The 21,434-nt window shown below is 74.0% G+C and carries 26 protein-coding genes; 15 read left to right on the forward strand and 11 right to left on the reverse strand.

All coding sequences use genetic code 11. The features are described from left to right. Positions 1–41: 41 nt before the first annotated feature. On the forward strand, positions 42–1,028 hold the full coding sequence (locus ACFY3U_RS20790) for an RNA polymerase sigma factor RpoD/SigA (RefSeq protein WP_387204250.1): 987 nt from the start codon (positions 42–44) through the stop codon (positions 1,026–1,028). 86 nt (positions 1,029–1,114) lie between these two features. Here ACFY3U_RS20790 and ACFY3U_RS20795 read toward each other — a convergent pair whose 3' ends face one another. Beyond that, positions 1,115–2,122, reverse strand: coding sequence for an NlpC/P60 family protein (locus ACFY3U_RS20795; RefSeq protein WP_387203977.1), 1,008 nt, complete (start codon positions 2,120–2,122; stop codon positions 1,115–1,117). 476 nt (positions 2,123–2,598) lie between these two features. On the opposite strand from ACFY3U_RS20795, the gene ACFY3U_RS20800 reads away from it, so the two are divergent. Then, on the forward strand, positions 2,599–3,099 hold the full coding sequence (locus ACFY3U_RS20800) for a DUF6232 family protein (RefSeq protein ID WP_387203980.1): 501 nt from the start codon (positions 2,599–2,601) through the stop codon (positions 3,097–3,099). Positions 3,100–3,136: 37 nt separating this feature from the next. Here the strand turns inward: ACFY3U_RS20800 and ACFY3U_RS20805 are convergent, their stop codons facing one another. Together ACFY3U_RS20805 and ACFY3U_RS20810 are read right to left on the reverse strand one after the other, a co-directional pair. Next, on the reverse strand, positions 3,137–3,463 hold the full coding sequence (locus ACFY3U_RS20805; protein WP_387203983.1) for a DUF3817 domain-containing protein: 327 nt from the start codon (positions 3,461–3,463) through the stop codon (positions 3,137–3,139). 26 nt (positions 3,464–3,489) lie between these two features. Next, entirely contained in the window at positions 3,490–3,897 is a 408-nt protein-coding gene (locus ACFY3U_RS20810; protein WP_387203986.1) for a hypothetical protein, read from the reverse strand. A 131-nt stretch (positions 3,898–4,028) separates the two neighbouring features. Between ACFY3U_RS20810 and ACFY3U_RS20815 the strand changes: the two genes are divergently transcribed. The 3 genes from ACFY3U_RS20815 to ACFY3U_RS20825 are packed head-to-tail and all read left to right on the forward strand — an operon-like array spanning position 4,029 to position 5,243. Beyond that, positions 4,029–4,349, forward strand: coding sequence for a DUF6158 family protein (locus tag ACFY3U_RS20815; protein ID WP_387203989.1), 321 nt, complete (start codon positions 4,029–4,031; stop codon positions 4,347–4,349). Further along, a complete protein-coding gene (locus ACFY3U_RS20820; RefSeq protein WP_387203992.1) occupies positions 4,349–4,663 on the forward strand; it encodes a hypothetical protein in 315 nt (104 codons plus the stop codon). Before ACFY3U_RS20815 ends, ACFY3U_RS20820 begins: the two co-directional genes overlap by 1 nt. Positions 4,664–4,700: 37 nt before the next feature. Next, positions 4,701–5,243: a DUF1360 domain-containing protein gene (locus ACFY3U_RS20825; protein WP_387203994.1), complete on the forward strand. Its 543-nt coding sequence runs from the start codon at positions 4,701–4,703 to the stop codon at positions 5,241–5,243. A gap of 60 nt (positions 5,244–5,303) precedes the next feature. Here ACFY3U_RS20825 and ACFY3U_RS20830 read toward each other — a convergent pair whose 3' ends face one another. From ACFY3U_RS20830 to ACFY3U_RS20840, 3 genes are read right to left on the reverse strand one after another with little or no spacing between them, the layout of a single operon-like run. After that, positions 5,304–5,510 carry a hypothetical protein gene (locus tag ACFY3U_RS20830; protein WP_387203997.1) on the reverse strand — a complete coding sequence of 69 codons (207 nt, stop codon included), beginning with the start codon at positions 5,508–5,510 and terminating at the stop codon, positions 5,304–5,306. A 38-nt stretch (positions 5,511–5,548) separates the two neighbouring features. Then, positions 5,549–5,782: a hypothetical protein gene (locus ACFY3U_RS20835; RefSeq protein ID WP_387204253.1), complete on the reverse strand. Its 234-nt coding sequence runs from the start codon at positions 5,780–5,782 to the stop codon at positions 5,549–5,551. Positions 5,783–5,812: 30 nt separating this feature from the next. Next, the gene (locus tag ACFY3U_RS20840; protein WP_387204000.1) at positions 5,813–6,898 is read right to left on the reverse strand and encodes a 3-deoxy-7-phosphoheptulonate synthase; all 1,086 of its coding nucleotides are present in this window, start codon (positions 6,896–6,898) and stop codon (positions 5,813–5,815) included. Positions 6,899–7,208: 310 nt separating this feature from the next. Between ACFY3U_RS20840 and ACFY3U_RS20845 the strand changes: the two genes are divergently transcribed. From ACFY3U_RS20845 to ACFY3U_RS20885, 9 genes are all read left to right on the forward strand, one after another. Then, positions 7,209–8,360, forward strand: coding sequence for an alkaline phosphatase PhoX (locus ACFY3U_RS20845; protein WP_387204003.1), 1,152 nt, complete (start codon positions 7,209–7,211; stop codon positions 8,358–8,360). A gap of 26 nt (positions 8,361–8,386) precedes the next feature. After that, positions 8,387–8,602, forward strand: a complete 216-nt coding sequence (locus tag ACFY3U_RS20850; RefSeq protein WP_387204006.1) for a hypothetical protein — start codon at positions 8,387–8,389, stop codon at positions 8,600–8,602. 127 nt (positions 8,603–8,729) lie between these two features. Next, on the forward strand, positions 8,730–10,019 hold the full coding sequence (locus tag ACFY3U_RS20855; protein ID WP_387204009.1) for a M16 family metallopeptidase: 1,290 nt from the start codon (positions 8,730–8,732) through the stop codon (positions 10,017–10,019). Continuing rightward, complete coding sequence (locus tag ACFY3U_RS20860) at positions 10,016–11,362, forward strand: M16 family metallopeptidase (RefSeq protein ID WP_387204012.1); 1,347 nt, start codon at positions 10,016–10,018, stop codon at positions 11,360–11,362. Before ACFY3U_RS20855 ends, ACFY3U_RS20860 begins: the two co-directional genes overlap by 4 nt. Before the next feature lie 72 nt (positions 11,363–11,434). Further along, entirely contained in the window at positions 11,435–12,460 is a 1,026-nt protein-coding gene (locus tag ACFY3U_RS20865) for an aspartate-semialdehyde dehydrogenase (RefSeq protein WP_387204015.1), read from the forward strand. Between the two features lie 155 nt (positions 12,461–12,615). Further along, on the forward strand, positions 12,616–13,056 hold the full coding sequence (locus ACFY3U_RS20870; RefSeq protein ID WP_387204018.1) for a PPOX class F420-dependent oxidoreductase: 441 nt from the start codon (positions 12,616–12,618) through the stop codon (positions 13,054–13,056). 103 nt (positions 13,057–13,159) lie between these two features. Further along, positions 13,160–13,576: a CBS domain-containing protein gene (locus ACFY3U_RS20875; protein ID WP_387204021.1), complete on the forward strand. Its 417-nt coding sequence runs from the start codon at positions 13,160–13,162 to the stop codon at positions 13,574–13,576. Between the two features lie 198 nt (positions 13,577–13,774). Then, positions 13,775–14,146: an SCP2 sterol-binding domain-containing protein gene (locus tag ACFY3U_RS20880; RefSeq protein WP_387204024.1), complete on the forward strand. Its 372-nt coding sequence runs from the start codon at positions 13,775–13,777 to the stop codon at positions 14,144–14,146. Beyond that, positions 14,146–16,206 (forward strand): glycogen debranching N-terminal domain-containing protein, encoded by a 2,061-nt coding sequence (locus tag ACFY3U_RS20885; protein ID WP_387204027.1) that lies wholly within the window; start codon positions 14,146–14,148, stop codon positions 16,204–16,206. The genes ACFY3U_RS20880 and ACFY3U_RS20885 overlap by 1 nt, the downstream gene beginning before the upstream one ends. A gap of 17 nt (positions 16,207–16,223) precedes the next feature. On the opposite strand, the gene ACFY3U_RS20890 is transcribed toward ACFY3U_RS20885, so the two are convergent. Next, a complete protein-coding gene (locus ACFY3U_RS20890; RefSeq protein WP_387204030.1) occupies positions 16,224–16,586 on the reverse strand; it encodes a VOC family protein in 363 nt (120 codons plus the stop codon). 163 nt (positions 16,587–16,749) lie between these two features. Between ACFY3U_RS20890 and ACFY3U_RS20895 the strand changes: the two genes are divergently transcribed. After that, complete coding sequence (locus ACFY3U_RS20895; protein WP_387204032.1) at positions 16,750–17,499, forward strand: lysophospholipid acyltransferase family protein; 750 nt, start codon at positions 16,750–16,752, stop codon at positions 17,497–17,499. 30 nt (positions 17,500–17,529) lie between these two features. On the opposite strand, the gene ACFY3U_RS20900 is transcribed toward ACFY3U_RS20895, so the two are convergent. The 4 genes from ACFY3U_RS20900 to ACFY3U_RS20915 all read right to left on the reverse strand — a co-directional run bounded on the left by ACFY3U_RS20900 (position 17,530) and on the right by ACFY3U_RS20915 (position 21,380). Next, a complete protein-coding gene (locus ACFY3U_RS20900; protein ID WP_387204035.1) occupies positions 17,530–18,255 on the reverse strand; it encodes a hypothetical protein in 726 nt (241 codons plus the stop codon). Between the two features lie 77 nt (positions 18,256–18,332). Continuing rightward, the gene (locus ACFY3U_RS20905; protein WP_387204038.1) at positions 18,333–19,049 is read right to left on the reverse strand and encodes a response regulator; all 717 of its coding nucleotides are present in this window, start codon (positions 19,047–19,049) and stop codon (positions 18,333–18,335) included. Continuing rightward, a complete protein-coding gene (locus ACFY3U_RS20910) occupies positions 19,019–20,209 on the reverse strand; it encodes a hypothetical protein (protein ID WP_387204040.1) in 1,191 nt (396 codons plus the stop codon). Before ACFY3U_RS20910 ends, ACFY3U_RS20905 begins: the two co-directional genes overlap by 31 nt. Beyond that, positions 20,199–21,380 (reverse strand): ATP-binding protein, encoded by a 1,182-nt coding sequence (locus ACFY3U_RS20915; RefSeq protein ID WP_387204043.1) that lies wholly within the window; start codon positions 21,378–21,380, stop codon positions 20,199–20,201. The genes ACFY3U_RS20910 and ACFY3U_RS20915 overlap by 11 nt, the downstream gene beginning before the upstream one ends. Between the last annotated feature and the right edge of the window lie 54 nt (positions 21,381–21,434).

Genomic DNA, 21,434 nt, shown 5'->3' on the forward strand with positions numbered 1-21,434 from the left:
GGCCGGGCGGAAGTGACCGGGGAGGGCTGATGGACGTGGGGATGGCAAGGAACCGGGCAACCGGCGCGAGCGAGGGGACCGTGGACGTGGACAAGAACATCGGCATGCGTACCGACGAGGTCGCCGAGGAGCGTGACCTGGTCGGCGTCTACCTGCACGAGATCTCCCGGACGCCGCTGCTGGACGCCGCCAAGGAGGTCGACCTCTCCAAGGCGATCGAGGCCGGCCTCTACGCCGAGCACCTGCTCGGCGAGGACAAGGTGCCCGCCGGCGTCGACCGGGAGGACCTGGATCGCCTGGTCGTCGAGGGCGAGCGGGCCAAGGACCTGTTCATCCGGGCGAACCTGCGGCTGGTGGTCTCCATCGCCCGCCGCTACGTGCGCTCCGGGATGCCCATGCTGGACCTGATCCAGGAGGGCAACACCGGGCTGGTCCGCGCCGTGGAGAAGTTCGACTACGAGCGCGGCTACAAGTTCTCCACCTACGCGACCTGGTGGATCCGCCAGGCCATCAGCCGGGCGATCGCCCAGCAGGAGCGGACGGTCCGACTCCCCGTCCACCTGGTCGAGGACGTCAACCGGATGCGCAACGTGGCCCGGCAGCTCACCCGTGAGCTGGGCGGTGACCCGGAGCCGGAGCAGATCGCGGCCTCCCTCGGGGTGACCGTCGAGCGGGTCAACGAGCTGGTCCGCTGGTCGCAGGACACCGTCTCGCTGGACACCCCGGTGGGCGACGACGGCGACACCAACCTCGGCGACCTGGTCGCCGACAGCGACGCCCCCTCGCCGGAGGACATCGTCCTCACCGGCCTGGAGCGGCAGCGCATCGAGGGCCTGCTCAACCACCTCGACGACCGGTCGGCCGGCATCATGCGGGCCCGGTACGGCCTCGAGGACGGGCGGGAGCACTCGCTGACCGAGGTCGCGTCGCGCTTCTCGCTCTCCCGCGAGCGGATCCGCCAGCTGGAGATCCAGGCCCTCGGCCGGCTCCGCGAGCTGGCCCGGGCGGAGGGGCTGCAGGCGGCCTGACCTGGTAGTAATGACGGCGAACGGCCGGCGTCCGATAGGGGGACGCCGGCCGTTCGCTGCTGTGTGGGTAGCTCAGCCTGCGTGGGTCAGCCGACCCGGCCGTAGCCCGCGATCGGCATCATGTTCATGCCGCGCTTGCTGACGTTGCGACCGGCGCTTGGCGCGTCGATCACCTGCCCGCCGCCGACGTACATGGCGACGTGCCCCAGGCCGGAGTAGAACACCAGGTCACCCGGGCGCAGCGCGCTGCGGCTGACCCGGGACGTGGCGTTCCACTGCATGGCCGCGTTGTGCGGCAGCGACTTCCCGGCCGCCCGCCAGGCCGCCAGGGTCAGCCCCGAGCAGTCGTACCCGTTCGGGCCCTCGGCGCCCCAGACGTACGGCGTGCCGATCGCCCCGTACGCGTACCGCACGGCCGTGCCGGCGCTGCCGGAGATGGCCGGCGCGTCGTTCGCGCCGGAGGAGGACTTGGCGGGCGAGGAGGTGGACCTGGCCGGCCGGGGCGCGGGCGCCTCGGTGGCCCGGCCGTACGCCTCCTTACGCATGGCGTACAGCGTCGCCAGATCCTTCTCGATCCTGGTCTTCGTGGCCACGATGGCCTTGGACTGGGCGTTCTGCCGGGCGATCGTGGCGTCCAGCCGGGCCTTCTCGTCCAGCAGCTTGCGCTGGTTCGTGGTGAACCCGGCGATCCGCTCCTGCCGCTGCCGGGTCAGCTGGTCGATGGTGCTCAGCTTCTCGGCCAGCGAGCCGGAACTCGGCTGCAGCAGGGCCTGGGCCCTGCTCAGGTCGCCCGCGCCGGTCTTGTACGCGGTGGCGGCCAGCTCGCCGACGTCGGCGCGGCTCTGCGCCGTCTGTTCCTCCAGCGGCCCGATCCTGGCGTGCAGGGCGGCCGCGGTGCGTTGGTTGTCCTTGATCTCCTCGTTGAGCTTGTTGTAGGACTCGACGACCTTCTCGAGCTCGGTCGAGGACTTCTCGATCCGCGCGGTCAGCTCACCGACGGAGGGCTCTGCCCGAGCCACCGCCGACGGGGCGATCAGCAGGGCGGACAGCCCCGCGATCACGAGCGTGCGCAGCAGCATCCGTGAGGACGACAAGAGCGGAAGGCTCCTCTCCCACCGGTCACCGGAGGATGCTGACGCCTCCGGCGACACCGGCCCGGGGCCGTCCGGGTGGACGGCGACCGACCGTGCCGGCTCGGACAACCTAACCTGTTACGGCCGGCAACCGCAGTGGAAGCAGGTGCGAATGTTGGCAAAGGGGCGCGAATTGCCCCTGTGCGCCGTGACTCCCGGTGAACCCGATGGTGCGGCTGTCGTCGGCGTGTCGAGGCGGATTGACCCCTAGGCGGGCTTCGATGGCTTTCGTCGTTCCGGGCGGATACCGGGGTGGATCGCGGAAGTACCGACCGACATGTCGGGAATGGTGGTCGGTTGTCGGCGAGCGGGCGCGTCGGCGGGTGGGAAACGGCGGGAAAAGCCCCCCGGGTGGGCTGGCCGGCCGGCCGCAGAATGGGGGATTCCCGCCCGTCCGGGCACCCGGACGGGACGCCGCCGGCCCCGGGGAGGACGCCGTGCAGACCCGCCACCCGCCACGCGACACCCGCCAGACCACCCTGCTCTACGCCCGGCCGGGGATCGTGGTGACCACCGAACGGTTCAACGTCGGCCGGAACACCTTCCCGGTCGCCGAGCTGACCCAGCTGCGCACCGAGCGTGGCCCGCATGACCGGTCCGCACTTCGCGCGGTGACGGTCGCCGCCGTGGCGATCGGCGGAACCGGCGTGCTGCTCGGCTTCACCGGCGGCCTGCAGCGGCTCACCGCCGGGGCGTACCTGGCGCTCGGGGTGGTCTCGCTGCTGCCGGTGCTGCTGGTGCTCGCCGGCGACCGGTGGCGGCCGCCCGCGTACGAGCTGTGGGGCCGGTCCGGCGGCACGGAGGTGCTGCTGTTCAGCAGCGACGACCCGGACCACTTCGGCGAGGTCGCCGAGGCGCTCACCCGGGCCCGGCAGCTGGCCCGCGAGCGCGCGGGGGAGCGGCTGGCCGGCGCCGGGCCCTGGCGGCCGCGGCGCTGACCGACCGCGAGCCGGCCGGCTAGGGGGGCGCGGGCCGTCAGATGCGGACCGGCTCCTTGGCGGGCTCCGCCCGGCCGGCCAGCTCGTGGGTGACCTTGCGCTCGGCGACGAACGACACGAACGGGATGGTGCCGGCCAGCATCACCAGCAGCATCCGCTTCAGCGGCCAGTTCACCCGGCGACCGAGGTCGAACGTGGCGGCCAGGTAGAGCATGTAGAGCCAGCCGTGCGCGGTGCCCACCACGGCCACCACCGCCGGCTCGTCGAACGCGTACTTCAGCGGCATGCCGACCAGCACCAGCACGGCCAGCGCCACACCCACGATCCAGGCGATCGCGCGGTACCGCTTGAGGGCTCCGCCCACCGTCGTCCGTCCTTCCCGCACCGGCCTCAGCCGGGGTAGTCACCGGGCCGGGCGCCCGGATTGGCGTTCAACCAGTTCAGATAGTCGTTGTAGGCGGCCAGGTCGGCGTCGTCCGGCGCCTCGGCCGCGGCCGGCACCCGGGCCACCCGCACCGGCCGGCGTACCGTCGCGGTCCGCTCCTCGTTCCCGACCGTGGCCGGCTCGGCCGCCCGCCGGTCCGCCGCCGGCGGGCGCAGCGCGTGCCGCACCTCACGCCACCAGACGAACACCACGAAGCCCGCGAAGATCGGCCACTCCACCGCGTACGCCCAACTGAGCGTGTTGCCCGAGGCGGCCCGGCTGATCTGCCACCAGCCCAGCCCCAGAAAGGCCACCACCAGCACGACCATGGCCACGTGGCGGGCGAGCCACCCCGGGGTCCAGAGCCGTTTCATGGCCACCAGCGTACCGGGACCGGCGGGCGTCTCCGACGGCGTGTCGTAGCAGCCCGCCCGCCGGTGGGTTTGGTGGCATCCCGGCTGGGCATCCGTCTAGGCGCCAGCCCGAACGAGCCCAGGGAGGCGACATGACCGAATCCGTACGCCAGAGCGGTGACGCCAGCCCGGAGCAGCGAATGCCCGAGTGGGACGGCGATCACCTGCACGACACCCCCGCGCCCGGCGCGGACGCCGACGAGGAGCTGGTCGGCGTGGACCCGACCGAGCTGACCGACGAGGACGTCATCCGGGAGCTGCGCAGCCTGCACCGCACCCGGCTGGACACCCTGCGCCACGCGGCCGACTCCGCGCTCGCCAACCACCTGCGGCGCACCGCCGAGCTGGAGACCGAGTACCTCGCCCGGCACCCGGGGCGCGAGGTCGACCCGAGCCGGCTGCGGGACGCCTGATGGGCGTGCACGCCGAGCGCGGCATGTCCGCGCCCCCCGAGGTGGTGTTCAGCACGGCCACCGACCCGGACCGGGTGTCCGCCTGGCTGCCGGACGCGCTGCGCCGCGACGGCGACCGGCCGGCCGAGGTCGACGGCGACGGGATGCGGGCCCGCTGGCGCAGCGACGGCGGCTCCGCCGAGCTGCGGGTCGAGGCCGAGGACACCGGCGGCTCCCGGGTGCACCTGGAGCTGCCCGACGGCGACCCCGGCCTGGCCGACGAGTCGTTGGCCAACCTCTCCCGCGAGGTGGCCGAGAACCTCACCGCCGGGTGAGTCGAGCACGCCAATGACGAGAACTCAAGGAGTACGGGTGACCGAGGGTCGGCTGAAGAACAAGGTGGCGCGCCTGCGCCAGTCGTACGCGCCGCACGAGCACCGACCACTGGACGGTTACCTGAAGGCGATGGGCACGTACGCGGCGGTCGCCGGCTCGTTGGCGGGTGTGATCAAGGCGTCCGGGCGGCCGGTGCCGGAGCGCCCCGCGACGGCCGACGTGGTGCTGCTGTCGATCGCCACGCACAAGCTGAGCCGGCTGCTGTCCAAGGACGCGGTCACCAGCCCGCTGCGCGCGCCGTTCACCCGCTACGACCACCCGATCGGCAGCGGCGAGGTGATGGAGCAGGTCCGGGACTCCGGCAGCCCGACCCGGCACGCCATCGGCGAGCTGCTCAGCTGCCCGTTCTGCCTGGCCGTCTGGGTGGCCACCGGGCTGACCGGCGGCCTGGTGCTGGCGCCCCGGCTGACCCGGCTGGTGGCCACCGCGCTGACCGCGGTGGCCGCGTCCGACTTCCTCCAGATGGGGTACGCCGTGGCGCAGCAGGCGGCCGAGGGCGGCCACCACGACGACGAGTGACCCGTACGCGGAAGGGGGCCGGCGAGATCGCCGGCCCCCTTCCGTCGTGCCGTGCCCCGGTCAGGTCGGGGTGGTGCCGTGGTCCTCGCCCGCCCAGCCGCGGGACGCCTCGGGCTCCCGCTCGTCCTCGTCCTCGCCGGTGACGATGTCCCGGTCGACCGCGGTGCGGTCGTGCTCGTTGGCGAAGTCCGGCTCGGGGAGGGTGTCCACCCCCTCCGGCGGCTGGCCGAGCGCCGGCAGCTTCTCGTGCTCCTCGTGGTGGCTCATGTGCGCGCCGTCCTCTCGTCGGTCCGCCGATGGGCCGGTCAGGCCACCGACCCGCCCAGCAGGTCCGCCACCTCGTCCACCGCGTACTCGCCCTCGGGGAGCGCGGCGATCCGGGTGAGCAGCTCCGCCGGGAGCTCGGCGGCGACCGCCCGGCGGTAGATGTCGGCCTGGGTGATCCGCTCCTGGCCGTGGTAGAGGTCGTCGAGCAGCTCGTCGAGCTGCCGGGTGTCCGGCTGGTCGGTCACGGGTGCGTCGTCGGTCACCCCGGTCAGCTACCCCCGCCCGAAACGGTCAAACCCACCTCAGGCGGGGGCGGGCAGGGTGGCCCGGCGGGCTCGGACGGCCTGGGCGAGCCCGTCCAGCACCTCGGCCGTGGTGTCCCAGTCGATGCAGGCGTCGGTGACCGAGCGGCCGTAGGTCAGCTCCCGGGTCGGGTCCAGGTCCTGCCGGCCGTCGAGCAGGAAGCTCTCCAGCATGATGCCGACGATGCCGGCCTGACCGGCGGCCAGCTGGGCGGCCACGTCCGCGGCCACCCTCGGCTGGTTACGGTGGTCCTTGCCGCTGTTGGCGTGGCTGGCGTCCACCACCAGCCGCTCCGGCAGCCCGGCTGCGCGCAGCAGCTCCAGCGCGCCGGCGACCGAGGCGGCGTCGTAGTTCGGCCGGCCGTTGCCGCCGCGCAGCACCAGGTGCCCGTCCGCGTTGCCCCGGGTGTGCATGATCGCCGGGGTGCCGGAGACGTCGATGCCGGGGAAGACGTGCGGCACGCCGGCCGCCCGGATCGCGTCCACCGCGGTGGCGATGCTGCCGTCCGGGCGGTTCTTCATGCCGATCGGCATGGACAGGCCGGAGGCGAGCTGCCGGTGCACCTGGCTCTCCACCGTCCGGGCGCCGATCGCGCCCCAGGCGACCGTGTCGGCGATGTACTGCGGGGTGATCGGGTCGAGGAACTCGCAGCCCACCGGCAGCCCCAGCCGCAGCACGTCGAGCAGCAGCGTGCGGGCGGTGCGCAGGCCGGTGTTCACGTCGCCGGAGCCGTCCAGCGCCGGGTCCATGATCAGGCCCTTCCAGCCCACCGTCGAGCGCGGCTTCTCGAAGTAGACCCGCATCACCACCAGCAGGTCGTCGGCGTGCCGGTCGGCGGCCGCGCGCAGCTTGTGGGCGTACTCCAGCGCGGCGGCCGGGTCGTGCACCGAGCACGGGCCGACCACCACCAGCAGGCGGTCGTCGCGGCGGTCCAGCACCCGCGCGGCGGCGCGCCGGCCGGCCAGCACGGTCGAGGTGAGCGCGGCGTCCAGCGGCAGCTCGTGCAGGAGCAGGGCCGGGGTGGTCAACGGCACGACGCGGTCGATCCGCTGGTCGATGACCGCGCCGGTCTCCGGGGTCGTCACGGTGGGCTTTCCTTCCGCCGACCGTGCCCCGGGGCCGGTGCCCAGGTCGAGCCGGCTGCTCGAATGCAAAAGGCAGGAGCGTCAGCTCCTGCCCGGCCGGCTCGTAACGCGGTGACGTCAGCTCATGGTGAGGTCACCGGCTGCGCAGCCGGCTGCCTAAACCATCGATACGAACGCGTCACGCCGGCAAGCGTACCCGACCGGACGGGGAAGGCTCACCCGGTCGTCCGGAAAGCCTCGTTCCGTGTTCACCTCCGTCGATGGAATCGCCGGTAACTTCGGCGGCACCGATCGCACCTGGAGGTCATCCATGGACCGTCGTACCGTCCTGCGCGCCACCGTCGCCGGTGGGGCCGCCGCCTTCGCCGGCAGCCTCTGGTCAGGCGCCGCCCTGGCCGCCCCGGCCCAGCCCGGCACCGGCCCGTACGGCCCGCTCGGCGCCGCCGACGCCAACGGCATCCAACTCCCCGCCGGCTTCACCAGCCGGGTGATCGCCCGCTCCCGGCAGGCGGTCGCCGGCACGTCGTACGGCTGGCACGACGCGCCCGACGGCGGCGCCTGCTTCGCCGCCGGCACCGGCTGGATCTACGTCTCGAACTCCGAGATCACCCCGGGCGGCGGGGCGTCGGCGGTCCGGTTCAACGCCGACGGGAGCATCGCCTCGGCGTACCGGATCCTCTCCGGCACCAACCAGAACTGCGCCGGCGGCGCCACCCCGTGGGGCACCTGGCTCTCCTGCGAGGAGGTCAGCCGGGGGTACGTCTACGAGACGTACCCGACCGGCGGCACGGCGGTCCGCCGGCCGGCGCTGGGCCGGTTCAAGCACGAGGCCGCCGCGGCCGACCCGGACCGCAAGGTGATCTACCTGACCGAGGACGAGACCAGCGGCTGCTTCTACCGGTTCCGGCCGACCGTCTGGGGCGACCTGTCCGCCGGCACCCTGGAGGTGCTGGTCGCCGGCACCGCCACCAGCGGCCCGGTGAGCTGGGCCCGGGTGCCGGACGTGGACGGCTCGCCGACCTACACCCGGCAGCAGGTCTCCGGGGCGAAGAAGTTCAACGGCGGCGAGGGCGCCTGGTACGCGAACGGCACCTGCTGGTTCACCACCAAGGGCGACAACCGGGTCTGGGCGTACGACGCGGTCAACCAGCGGATCGACCTGGCGTACGACGACTCGCTGGTGGTGGGCGGCGCGGCGCCGCTGACCGGGGTGGACAACATCACCGGCTCCCGCTACGGCGACCTGTTCGTGGCCGAGGACGGCGGCAACATGGAGATCAACATGATCACCCCGGACGAGATCGTCACGCCGTTCCTGCGGATCACCGGGCAGTCCGCGTCCGAGATCACCGGCCCGGCGTTCTCCCCGGACGGCAGCCGGCTGTACTTCTCGTCCCAGCGGGGCACCTCCGGCTCGTCCTCCGGCGGGATCACCTACGAGGTGCGCGGCCCGTTCCGCTGAGCCCCGCACGGGGTAAGTGACCCGGTATGACCGACGCACAGAGCGACCAGGAACGGGTGGAGTCCCGGGCCCACCTGCTGCCCGAGGAGGCGGCGGTGGGCAGTGACGACCCGCAGGCCCAGGCCGACGCGATCCTCGCCGAGTCCGACGAGCGGGAGGCCGACCGCAACGCCGCCCCCGACACCGTGCTGGAGCACCGCACCTCAGCGGAGACGGTGGTCTCCGTGGAGCCCCCCGACTGACCGGCGACCACGCCCCCGCCCGACCGGAACCGGTGCGGGTCCACTCGTCCGTCGGGCGAACGGACCCGCACCGGCCCGCCCGGCGGCGCGGGCCCTTCCCGCCCGCTAGATCGGATAGCGTCGGGGCATGCCCGACAGCGGTTACCCCTGGCCCATCGAGACCACCCGACTGGACAACGGCCTGCGCGTGGTGGTCAGCGAGGACCGCACCGCCCCGGCGGTCGCGGTCAACCTCTGGTACGACGTGGGCTCCCGGCACGAACCCGCCGGGCAGACCGGCTTCGCGCACCTCTTCGAGCACCTGATGTTCGAGGGCTCGGTGAACGTGGCGAAGACCGAGCACATGAGGCTGATCCAGGGCGCCGGCGGCTCGCTGAACGCCACCACCAACCCGGACCGGACGAACTACTTCGAGACGGTCCCGGCCGAGCACCTGGAGCTGGCGCTCTGGCTGGAGGCCGACCGGATGGGCGGCCTGGTGCCGGCGCTGACCCAGGAGACGCTGGACAACCAGCGCGACGTGGTCAAGAACGAGCGCCGCCAGCGCTACGAGAACGTCCCGTACGGCGACGCCTGGCTGCGGCTGCTGCCGATGCTCTATCCGCCCGGCCACCCGTACCATCACGCCACGATCGGCTCGATGGCCGACCTGAACGCCGCCGACCTGGCCACCTTCCAGGGCTTCCACCGCCGGTACTACGCGCCGAACAACGCGGTGCTCACCGTGGCCGGCGACGCCTCGGCCGCCGAGGTCTTCGCGCTGGCGCAGCGGTACTTCGGCGGCCTGCCGCCGCGCGACGACATCCCGGCCGCGCCGGCCGGCCTGATCGTCCCGGCCACCGGGCCCGTCGTCGAGACGGTACGCGCCGAGGTGCCCGCCCCCCGGGTGTTCGTCACGCACCGCACCCACCCCTTCGGCACCCCCGGGTACGACGTCGCGACGGTGCTCGCCGCCGTGCTGGGCAGCGGTCGGGGCAGCCGGCTCTACCAGCGCCTCGCCGACGGCGAGCGGATCGCCCAGCCGGACCTGGTCGGGGCGTACGGGGTGGACCTGGCGCACGCCCCGGCGCCGTTGATCGCCACCGCCACCGCCCGCCCCGGCGTGACCGGCGAACGACTCGCCGCCGGGGTCGCCGAGGTGCTCGACGAGCTGGCCACCGTGCCGGTGACCGCGACCGAGCTGGAACGCGCCAAGGCGCTGCTGAGCACCGGGTGGTGGCGTCAGATGTCCACCGTCGACGGCCGCGCCGACACCCTCGGCCGGTACGCCACCCAGTTCGGCGACCCGGCGAAGGCCGGCGAGCGGCTGCCCGCCTGGCTGGCGGTCACCGCCGAGCAGATCGCCGAGCTGGCCGCCGAGGTGCTGGGCGCCGACGACCGGGCCACCCTGATCTACCTGCCGGAGGAGACCTCATGACGCTCATCACCGAACGTCCCGGCCCGGGCGCCGCCCGCCCGTACCGGTTCCCGACGGTGGTCCGGCGGGACGTGGCCGGCGGCCGGGTGGTCGCCGCGCACCTGCCCGGGCAGAACCTCGCCGTCGCCCTGCTGCTGCTGGAGGCCGGCGCCGGCCGGGAGCCGGTCGGCAAGGAGGGGCTCGGCGCGGTGCTGGCCAAGGCCCTGGAGGAGGGCACCGCGCACCGGGACGCCACCGCGTTCGCGCTGGCGATCGAGGGGCTCGGCACCGAGCTGGTGGCCGGGCTGGACTGGGACTCCTTCCAGGTCAGCGTGCAGGTGCCGGTGGACCGGCTGGCCGCCGCGGTGGAGCTGCTCGCCGAGGCCGTCCGGACGCCCAAGCTCGACCCGGAGGACGTGCGCCGGGTCCGCGACGACGAGGCGACCGCGCTGCGGATGGACTGGGCCAACCCCGGCCCGCGCGCCGACGCGGTGCTGCGCGCCGAGCTGTTCGGCGCCGACAACCGCTGGGGCCGGCCGATGTACGGCGACCCGGGCTCGGTGGCCGGGCTGGACGTCGAGGACGTCACCGTTTTCCACTCCGAGTGGTTCATCCGCCCCGGCACGCTGATCGTCGCCGGGGACCTGGACCGGATCGACCTGGACGCGCTCGGCGCGGCGGCGTTCGCCGGCACCGGCGGCGGCCCGGTCGAGCGGGGCGGTCCGATCGAGGTGCCGATGCCCGCCGGGCGGCGGATCATCCTGGTGGACCGGCCCGGCTCGGTGCAGTCCACGCTGCGGCTGGGCCACCCGTCGCCGCACCGCGCCCACCCCGACCACGTGCCGATGACGCTGGCCGGCACGGTGCTCGGCGGGGCGTTCACCTCCCGGCTCAACCACCTGATCCGCGAGGTGCGCGGCTACACGTACGGCATCCGCGGCGACTTCGCCTCGTCCCGCCGGTTCGGCCGGTTCGCGGTCAGCTCCGGTGTGCAGACCGCGGTGACCGCACCGGCCCTGGTCGAGGCGGTCGGCGAGATCACCCGTACCCAGGTCGACGGGGTGACCGCCGACGAGCTGGCGGTGGCCAGCTCCTGGCGGGCCGGCCAGCTCTCGGTCGAGCTGCAGAGCCCGCGGGCCATCGCGTCCGCGCTGACCACTCTGGTGGTGCACGACCTGCCGGACGACTACCACGCCCGGCTGCGGGAGGCGCTGCTCGGCGCCGACGTGGCGGAGGTCTCCGCCGCCGCGGCCCGGCACCTGCACCCCGAGGCGCTGACCCTGGTGGTCGAGGGCGACGCGGCGGTGATCCGCGACGAGCTGACCGCGACCGGGCTCGGCGAGGTGACCGACGCCACGCGGTGAACGCCGGTGACCGGCCCGGGTGGTGGGAAAGGTGCTCCGCCCGGGCCGGTGGCGTTCGGTAGCCTCGCGGTCATGAGGATCGGCATTGTGGGAGCCACCGGCCAGGTCGGTGGCGTGGTGCGGCAGGTGCTGGCGGAGCGCGAGTTCCCGGTGGAGCAGCTGAGGTTGTTCGCCTCCGCGCGCTCGGCGGGGCGGGCCCTGCCCTGGCGGGACGGCGAGGTGACGGTCGAGGACGCGGCCACCGCCGACTACGCGGGCCTGGACGTGGTGATCTTCTCCGCCGGCAAGGGCACCGCGAAGGAGCTCGCCCCACGGGTGGCCGCCGCCGGCGCCGTGGTGATCGACAACTCGTCGGCGTACCGGATGGACCCGCAGGTGCCGCTGGTCGTCGCCGAGGTCAACCCGCACGCGATCACCGACCGCCCGAAGGGCATCATCGCCAACCCCAACTGCACCACCATGGCCGCGATGCCGGTGCTGCGTCCGCTGCACGCCGAGGCGCAGCTGGTCGGGCTGGTCGTCTCGACGTACCAGGCGGTCTCCGGCGCCGGCCTGGCCGGCGTGGCCGAGCTGGACGAGCAGGTCCGCAAGGTCGCCGAGGACGCGAGCGCGCTGACCTTCGACGGCTCGGCCGTGCAGTTCCCCGCGCCACGCAACTTCGCCCGGCCGATCGCGTTCAACGTGCTCCCGCTGGCCGGCTCGATCGTCGACGACGGCTCCGACGAGACCGACGAGGAGCAGAAGCTGCGCAACGAGAGCCGCAAGATCCTGGAGATCCCGGGTCTGAAGGTCTCCGGCACCTGCGTCCGGGTGCCCGTCTTCACCGGCCACTCGCTCCAGATCAACGCCCGCTTCGCCCGGCCGATCACCCCGCAGCGCGCCCGCGAGCTGCTCGACGGGGCGCCCGGCGTGGCGCTGTCCGAGGTGCCGACCCCGCTGGAGGCCGCCGGTGCCGACCCGACGTACGTCGGTCGGATCCGCGCCGACGAGACCGTTGAGCACGGGCTGTCGTTCTTCTGCGCCAACGACAACCTGCGCAAGGGGGCGGCGCTCAACGCCGTGCAGCTGGCCGAGCTGGTGGCGGCCGAGCGCCGCTGAACCGCGCGGCGGCGATGCCCCGGACCTGGCGTGCGAGCGTCCCCGGCGGGTCGACTCCGCGGCGCGTCGTCCCGGCCGCGGCGTCGCGGAGAGTAGCGCCACGGTCACCGGTGCGGTGGGATGGAGTCACCGGGACTGACCAGTTGGAGGACGACATGCCCGATGACGACACCACCCAGGCCCTGACCGACCTGATCGCCGACCGCAGCCTCGGCGTGCTGGTCACCATCAAACGGGACGGTCGTCCCCAGTTGTCCAACGTGATCTATTCCTTCGACCGGGAGCGCGGGCTGATCCGGGTCGCGGTGCCCAACGGCCGGGCCAAGACGGCCAACCTGCGCCGCGACCCCCGGGCCAGCTTCCACGTCAGCAGCGACGACGGCGGGGCGTACGCGGTGGCGGAGGCGCGGGCGGAGCTGACCCCGACCGCGCAGCGCCCGGACGATCCGACGGTGGAGGAGCTCGTCGGGCTGTACCGGGAGGCCCAGGGCGAGCACCCCGACTGGGATGCATTCCGGGCCGCGATAGTCGCCGAGGGTCCGCTGGTGCTGCGGCTGCACGTCGAGCGGGTCTACGGCGTACCACCGCGTGGCTGAGCGTGCGGGGTCCGCGCCGTCGACTACACCGCCGGGTGGTGCGGCGTTACCTGCTCGGGGGCGGCGGGTAGACCGGGCGTGCCGACACCGAGAGGGGAGCACCATGACAACGGTCGGAGAGTTCATGACGACCCGGTTGGTGACGATGGACGGCAACGACACGCTCACCGCGGCGGCGCAGGAGATGCGCGACAGCGCGATCGGCGACGTGGTGGTGACCGACGCCGACAACGTGGTCGGCATCGTGACGGACCGGGACATCGCGGTCCGGGGCGTCGCCGAGGACATGGATCCGAACACCACCCGGCTCAACCAGATCACCAGCAAGGACGTGATCACGGTCAGCCAGTACGACGACGCGGTCGCCGCGGCCGACCTGATGCGCACGTACGCCGTACGCCGGCTGCCGGTGATCGACGACGGCCGGTTGGTGGGTCTGGTGTCGATGGGCGACCTCGCGGTGGAGCGCGAGCCGCAGTCGGTGCTCGCGGACATCAGCGCCGACGAACCCAACAACTGACGTCCGCCGCGGACCTGACGCCGGCTCCCGCGCTCGCGGGGGCCGGCGTCGCCGTCCCCGGGGCGGCCCCGCGCCGCCCGGTCGCACCGCCGCCACCCGCCGGGCTCACCCGATCCGGGCGAGGTTGACGCCGTACCGGACGGGCACCCCCGTCCGGTACGCCGCCAGGCCGCGGATTCGACAGGGGGAGAGGACCCGATGGTGGACGCGACCACGAGATTCTTCGAGGACCTCGACCGGCGGGGCTACGAGCCGCTGCTCGACAAGACGTCCGGGACGTTGCGGTTCGACCTGCACGAGGGGGCGCAGACCACCCACTGGCTGCTGCAGATCGACCGGGGGCGGCTGCACGTCAGCCAGGAGGACCGGGAGGCGGACACCGTCGTGGGTACCAGCCCGGCGCTGTTCGAGGACCTCGCCGCCGGGCGGGAGCACGGCCTCGCGGCGCTGCTGCGCGGAGACATGACCGTGATGGGTGACGCCCGGCTGGTGGTTCAGGTGGAGCGGGTCTTTCCGGGCTCTCCCGACGACCAGGGGCCGCGCCGTTACTACCGCCGGGAGGTGGCCTGATGGGCCAGAGCAACACGATCCGGATCCTCGACGGCAACACCTTCGTCGTCTCCGAGGACACCGGCGACATCGAGGCGACGCCGAGCGAGCCGACCGGGCTGTTCTCCATCGACACCCGGTTCCTGTCCCGGTGGGTGCTCACCGTCAACGGCGAGCGCCTCAACGCGCTGTCCTACGACGATTTGCAGTACTACGAGGCGCGGTTCTTCCTGGTGCCCGGGATGGCCACGCACTACATCGACGCGAAGTTGTCGATCATCCGGGAGCGAGCGGTGGGTGGGAGCTTCCGGGAGCAGGTGACCGTGCTCAACCACGACGAGCGCCCGGTCGACCTGGAGATCCGAATGGACGCGGGCTCGGATTTCGCCGACCTGTTCCAGGTCAAGGACGAGATCCTCAACAAGAAGGGCGAGATCTACACCGAGGTCGAGTCCGACCGGCTGCGGCTGGGCTACCGGCGCGGCAACTTCAAGCGGGAGACGGTGATCTCGGCGTCCCTGCCCGCCCGGTACGACAAGAACGGGTTCGCGTTCACCGTGCACCTGGAGCCGAACGAGCAGTGGAGCACCGACATCCACGTGGAGACCCAGGCGGTCGGCCCGGGCGGCCGCGACCTGCGGATGGGCCTGCGGGCGCACGGCACCGAACGGCTCGCGCTCGCGCACGACCTGAAGGAGTGGGTCGCCCAGGCTCCCAAGGTCAACAGCGAGTTCGGCCGGGTGGCCGCGACCTACCGCCGCAGCATGGTGGACCTCGCCGCGCTGCGCTTCTCGCCGCTGTCGCTCGGCGGCCAGACCCTGCCGGCGGCCGGGCTGCCCTGGTTCATGACCATGTTCGGCCGGGACAGCATCCTGACCTGCCTGCAGGCGCTGCCGTTCGCGCCCGGACTGTCGAAGACCACGCTGCGCATCCTGGCCGCCCTGCAGGGCAGCCGGTTCGACGACTTCCGGGACGAGGACCCGGGCCGGATCCTGCACGAGATTCGGTACGGCGAGACGGCCGCGTTCGAGGAGCAGCCGCACTCGCCGTACTACGGATCGGTGGACGCCACCCCGCTGTTCGTGGTGCTGCTCGACGAGTACGAGAAGTGGAGCGGCGACGTCGCGCTGGTGATGGAGCTGGAGCGGGAGTGCCGGGCCGCGTTGAAGTGGATCGACGACTACGCGGACCTGGTCGGCAACGGCTACATCTGGTACGAGCGGCGCAACACCGAAACCGGCCTGGAGAACCAGTGCTGGAAGGACTCCTGGGACTCCATCTCGTACGCCGACGGCACCCTGCCGCCGTTCCCCCGGGCCACCTGCGAGGTGCAGGGGTACGCGTACGACGCGAAGGTGCGGGCCGCCCGCCTGGCCCGGGAGTTCTGGGGCGACCCGACGTACGCCGATCAGTTGGAGCGGGAGGCCGCGCAGCTCAAGGAGCGGTTCAACCGGGACTGGTGGGTGGCGGACGGCGAGTACTACGCGCTCGCCCTCGACCCGGACGGCCGGCAGTGCGACGTGCTCAGCTCCAACATCGGCCACCTGTTGTGGAGCGGCATCGTGGACCCGGACCGGGCCGAGAAGATCGCCCGGCACCTTATCGGGCCGCGGCTGTTCACCGGCTGGGGAGTGCGCACCCTGGCCGAGGGGGAGGTCCGCTACAACCCGATCGGCTACCACAACGGCACGATCTGGCCGTTCGACAACTCGTTCATCGCCTGGGGGCTGCGCCGGTACGGCTTCGCCGACGAGGCCGCCACCATCGCCTCCGGCATCCTGGACGCCGCGACCTACTTCGACGGCCGACTACCGGAGGCGTTCGGCGGCTATCCCCGGGAGCTGACCAAGTTCCCGGTGGAGTACCCGACCGCGTGCAGCCCGCAGGCCTGGTCGACCGGCGCCCCGCTGCTGCTGCTGCGCACCATGCTCGGCTTGGAGCCGCACGAGGGGCACCTGGCGGTCGAGCCGGTGCTGCCGGTGGGGATGGGCCGGATCGAGGTGCTCGACATCCCGGGCCGCTGGGGCCGGGTGGACGCCTTCGCCCGGGGCCGGCTGGACCTGAACAAGCTGGCCGACTGACGACCGGGCCGGCCGCCTCAGGGGCGGTGCGGGAGCAGGCAGAACTCGTTGCCCTCCGGGTCGGCCAGGACGGTCCAGCCGGGCAGCTCGCGGACCACGGTGGCGCCGGCCTCCAGCACGGCGGCGCGCTCCTCGGCGTCGCCCACCAGGTCCAGGTGGATCCGGCCGGGGGCCGGCAGGTCATGCGCCGGGGTGATCCACAGGTCGGGGCGGTGCCGGTGCGGGTCGCGCAGCAGCACCGCCTCGCCGGCCACGAGCGCCCGGTCGGCCAGCTTCGCCTCGTCCTCCGGCGCCACCGGCAGGCCGGTGACCACGCTCCAGAACGGCGCCAGCAGGTACGGGTCCCGGCAGTGGATCACCACGGCGTGCAGCTCCGGCATGCCCTGACGGTAACCGCCGCCCGACCCGCGGGACGGTCGATCAGCCGCCCGATCGCCGGGACGGTGACCCCCGCGTACCCGGGCGGAGCCGGCCCGGCGCGCGGCGGTGGCCGCCGCCCGCTCGCCCTACGGGCCCGTAACCTACGCGGGGTAAAGTCGGCGGATGCCGGAACTCGTGTACCCGCCCGTGATCACCGCCGCCAAGACCATGTTCCGGGTCCTCGACCTGCGGCTGACCGTCGAGGGCAGCCACCACGTCCCCCGTACGGGCGGCGCGGTGCTGGCCAGCAACCACGTCAGCTACCTCGACTTCATCTTCTGCGGCTACGGCGCGCACGAGTCCCGTCGGCTGGTCCGGTTCATGGCGAAGGACTCGGTCTTCCGGCACAGCGTCTCCGGCCCGCTGATGCGCGGCATGAAGCACATCCCGGTGAACCGGGCCGCCGGCGCCGGCTCCTACAGCGCCGCGGTGGGCGCCCTCCGGCGCGGCGAGGTGGTCGGCGTCTTCCCCGAGGCCACGATCAGCCGGTCGTTCACGGTCAAGGAGCTCAAGAGCGGCGCCGCCCGGATGGCCCAGGAGGCCGCGGTGCCGCTGCTGCCGGTGGCGATCTGGGGCACCCAGCGGCTCTGGACCAAGGGCCGGCCGAAGACCCTGACTCGCCGGCACACCCCGATCACCATCCTCATCGGCGAGCCGATCGACCCGGCCGCCTTCCCGGACACCACGGCGATGACCGCCGAGCTGAAGACCCGGCTGACCGCGCTGGTCGACCGGGCGCAGCAGGAGTACCCGGACAAGCCGGCCGGCCCGGATGACTCCTGGTGGCTGCCGGCCCACCTGGGCGGCACCGCGCCGACTCTGCAGGAGGCGGCCGAGCTGGACCGCCGCCCCCGCCGGCCCGCCACCCCCTGACCGACGGTGGTGCTTACGGAACTCGCCGGCTCAGCCGCCGACCACGTCCCGGGCGGCGGCCTCGGCGGTGCGGTAGTAGTCCTCCCGGGAGAGGAACTCCACCGGCAGTGAACCGGGCAGCGTGACCCGGGCCTCGCCGGTCAGCGGCGCTCCGGTCGCCCGCCGGACCAGCACCTCCCGCTCCGACGGGGCGAGCTCCACCAGCTCCGGACGGTCCAGCCGGAACCGGGCCACCGACCGGCGGACCAGCCGGGCCAGCTCGGTCAGCGTCGAGGCCGGCCCGCCGAGGGCCAGGGTCGGCTGCTGAATGGTGCGCAGCGCGTCGCAGACGATCAGCAGCTCCGCGTCGGGCTCCCGGTGCGGGCCGCCGACCGTGTCCGGCGCCAGCGCCCGGGACAGCTCCAGCCGGGACGGCCACTGCCAGCGGATCTGGCCGCTGACCAGGCGGGAGAGCCGGGCCGGGCGCCGGTGCCGGGCGCCCGGCCCGGTGACCAGGGTGAGCTCCGCGCCGGGGCACGCGTAGGTGAGCCGCCGGTCGGTGACGGTCACCGCCGCGGGCTCGGGCAGCGCCCAGTGCCGGCGGGCCCCGGTGGGGCTCAGCAGGCAACCGGCCAGCGCCGTGCGGAACCGGCCGAGCACCTGCTCCTCCGGCTCGGGGACCAGCTCGTGGCGCTGGTCCAGCAGCGGGCGGCCCTCGTCCTCCGGGTCGTCGAACCGGTGCGGGGCGATGAAGAACGGGGACGTGTCCTGCCGCATCGGCGCGACCTCCCGGGCCCGGCGGTTACCTGCACGACAAGCCTCGTGCAGTGGCCCCGATCATGTCATGACACCCGTTAGGGGGTCGTCCCTTCGGCGGCCGCCTGCGACCGGTAGATGCCGATCTCCTCCGGGCGGACGAGCCCGTCCTCGATCGCCCGCGCCAGCAGCGCCGCCTTCGTCGCCGCCGGGCGCCCGGCCCGGGTGTACTTGATCCGGGCCCGGTCCACGTACTGCTTCACGGTGTGTTCGCTGATCCGCATCCGGCGGGCCACCGACGCCTTGGACATCGACTGGAACCACAGCAGCAGCGCCTCCCGTTCCTTGTCCGACAGCGCCGGCCGGCCCGGCCGCGGGTCGCCCACCATCGCCCCGGCCAGCGCCGGCGGCACGTACGGCCGGTCGCTGGCCGCCGCCAGCACGGTGGCCACGCAGTGCTCCCGGCCCTCGTGCTTGGCCAGGAACGCCGCCGCCCCGGCGTCCAGCGCGGCCAGCATCGTGGCCGGGTCGGTGTGCTCGGAGTAGACCACCACCCGCCGCCCGCCGGCGCTCAGCTCGGCGAGCTTGTCCAGCACCATCCGGCCGTGCAGCCGCAGGTCCAGCAGGATCACGTCGGCGTGCGGCGCGGCGCGCAGCACCGCGTCCGGATCGTCGCCGGTGGCCAGCACCCGCAGTCGGGGCTCGGTGGCCAGCCAGGCGCGGACCCCGTCCACCACCACCGGATGGTCGTCCACGATGGACACGCCGACGGGACGGTGCCCGCTCACGTCCTGCGCCACCGGGTCTGCGTCCATCTGATCTCCCCGTCCCGTTCGTGCACGTGTTCCACCGGACCGTCCGACCCGCCGCCGGCCGGGGCGTCGGGCGAAGGCGGGTCGTCGGGCTCCGGGGTGACCAGGCTGACCGCCACCTCGTCCGGGCCGGCCAGCACGGTCAGCCGGGCCCAGCCCACCGCGTCGACCAGGGCCGCGGTGAGCGGGTCGGCGAGCCGCCGCCGGATCTGCGCCGGCAGTGGCGGGGGAGTGCCGATCGCGACCAGCTCGATCGGCAGGCCGTCGCGTTCGGCCAGGTCGACCGCGGCGCGCAGCTCGTGCAGCAGCGGGTCCGGCACGTCGTCCGACTCGGCGATCAGCCGGCGCAGCCGGGCCGCGGCCAGCGCGCAGCGCCGCTGCACCGCCGGATCCGCCGGGTCGGCCCGCCCGTCGGCCAGCTCCGCCAGCACCTCCTCGGCGGCGGATCCGACCACGGCCAGCCGGTCTCTGCGCTCCCGCCGGGCCCGCTCGGCCGCGTCCCGTTCCGCGGCCACCGCCCCGGCGGCCGCCGCGGTGGCGGCCCGCTGCCGGGCCAGCGCCGCGATCACCGCGGCGCCGGTGAACACCGCCACCGGCAGCGACGAGACGCCGTAGGCGTACATCGCGTACCGGGTCAGGTCGGCCGGCGCGGTGGCGCCGTGACCGACCAGCGCGGCCAGGGCGATCGACGAGTGGACGCCGAGCAGGGCGACCAGCCAGCCGATCCGCCGCCCCCAGAGCACCACCACGAAGAACCAGCCCAGCCCGCCCCACACCCAGTTCGCCGCGGTGAACAGCCGGCCGTGCCCGGCCGCCGCGAAGACCGCCGCGTCCACCAGCAGCAGCACGGCGACCAGCGGGCCGACCGGGGGCCGGGTGCCGCGCAGCAGTCGGGCCCCGGCGTACCCGCCGACGCCGGTCGCGATCAGCCAGCCGGCGCCGACCACCACCGCCGGCGCGGCCAGCGCGGCGCGCGCGCCGAGCCACGCGGGCAGGCTGATGCCGACGTGCCAGGTCAGCGCGATGGCGACGGCCGCGATCCGGGCGCCCCGGTCGGAGACCCGGGCCACGTCGACGGGCGCGCCGGGTGGCGCACCGTCCACGGTGGCGTCCCCCGCCCCGGGCCCGACGACCGGCGCGGCGGCCCGAAGGTCAGCCGTCATGCGGCCATTCCATCCGGACCCGGGTGCCTCGGGAAGGGGCGGAAGTCACCACCGCCCGGCCGCCGATCTCGGCGAGCCGGCCCCGCACGGACTCGCGCAGCCCGTACCGGTGGATCGGGACCGTGGCCGGGTCGAAGCCGGGACCGTCGTCGACCACCTCGACCACGACGGCGCCCGCCTCGCCGGTGAGGCGCACCGTGACGGTCGACCCGGGCGCGTGCCGGGCCACGTTGGACAGCGCCTCGGCGGTGGCGTCGACCACCGCCGCGGCCACCCCGGCCGGTGCCGCGCAGGGCGCCAGGTCCGCGGTGACCGGCAGCCGCGGGTACGCCTCGAGCAGCGCGCGCAGCCGTTCGTCGAGCGCGACCGGGCCGGCCGGCGCCGCCGACCGCGCATCGGCCAGCCCGACGAGGGTACGCAGATCCGCCCCGGCCCGGCGCCGCAGCTCCGGCGACCCCTCGGGGACGGCGCCCAGCCCCACCATGGTGAGCGTCGCCAGCACGGTGTCGTGCAGGTCGCGGTTCTGCCGGCGCTCCGCCTCCCGGGCGGCCCGGGCGACCAACGCCTCCCGGCGCAGCCGCTGGTAGTCGGCGAAGGACCGGTCGGCGCGGGCGATCCAGCGGCGCATCACGACCGTCATCATCGCGGCGAGCGCGGTCTGCCCGAGCAGGGTCGCCGCGTGCGCGGTCGCCTCGGCGGGCTGACCCGCCGCGCGGGCCCCGACGACGTAACCGGCGGTCACCGCCAGCCCGGCCGGCACCGACCACCGGGCCGGCGCGGTCGCCTGGGCGTTGATCACCGTGGTGCTGGCCAGCACCGCCACCCAGCTGCCTTCGCCCGGCAGCACCTCCGGCGCGACCAGCCAGGGGATGAGCAGGCAGGTGCCGGTGGTGAGCGCGACGTCCCCGGCGACCAGCGCGCCGCCGATTCCGCCGCCGCGCAGCGCCCGCACCGCGTACCAGCCCGACCAGGCGGTGAGGGTGGCGACCGCCGTCAACAGCAGCGCGGTACGCACCGGCGGGGTGCGGACGGCCAGGGCGGTCACCGCGCCGACCAGCCCGCAGGTCAGCCGCAGCAGCGCCGGCAGGGTGGTGAAGATGGTATGGAACGCGCCGCCGGCGGGGCGGTCCAGCGGCGCCGGCGGCGAGGTCGGGGCGGATACGGCCGACATCGGGGGAGGAGTGTCCTTCAGGGCAACGGAACCGCACGGCGGTGCATCGACGCC

The sequence above is a fragment of the Micromonospora sp. NPDC000089 genome (genome assembly GCF_042899365.1).
In the GTDB taxonomy this organism is placed as follows: Bacteria; Actinomycetota; Actinomycetes; order Mycobacteriales; family Micromonosporaceae; genus Micromonospora.